Here is a 460-nt window from a genome sequence, read left to right on the forward strand (position 1 = left end):
TTGTTTGTCTTCGGGAACCTGAATGCGCATTCCGGAGATTCCTAAACCGGCAATACCCGATGCACTGTCTGTAGCCATATCGGGAGCCACGTATTGAATGTCGTGCTCTTCCAGGAGATTTCGGATTATTGCAATTTCTGAAGAATGAGTAGTATTAAAGATGGTAACGAATTTCATTTCAGGAGTTTTAGAGGATTCCTTTCCAAGATATAAAATTCTTCAAAAGTAGAAGGCATAAAAAAACCTCCGGAAATTCCGAAGGTTTTGAAACAGGATCTAATTTGATTTATTTAGCACTGGCGAGCATGCATTCTTCGTAAAGAGCAATTTTACCATTTAGCACTGCCAAACCTTCCTCTCTGGAAGCATCATTTGTGATTCTTACTTCTTCTCCATCTGGCAGGTAAACGATGTAAAAACCTTCTTCATAAGAAGCCAGCTTGATCTTTTCTCCGTCTTT

The 460-nt window shown here is 39.8% G+C and carries 1 protein-coding gene; it reads right to left on the reverse strand.

From position 1 onward, the window contains the following. Positions 1-177, reverse strand: a 177-nt coding sequence (locus HC175_RS24805) for a putative signal transducing protein (RefSeq protein ID WP_168139684.1), incomplete at its 3' end; no start/stop codon positions are given. Between the last annotated feature and the right edge of the window lie 283 nt (positions 178-460).

Source organism: Salinimicrobium oceani, assembly GCF_012037645.1.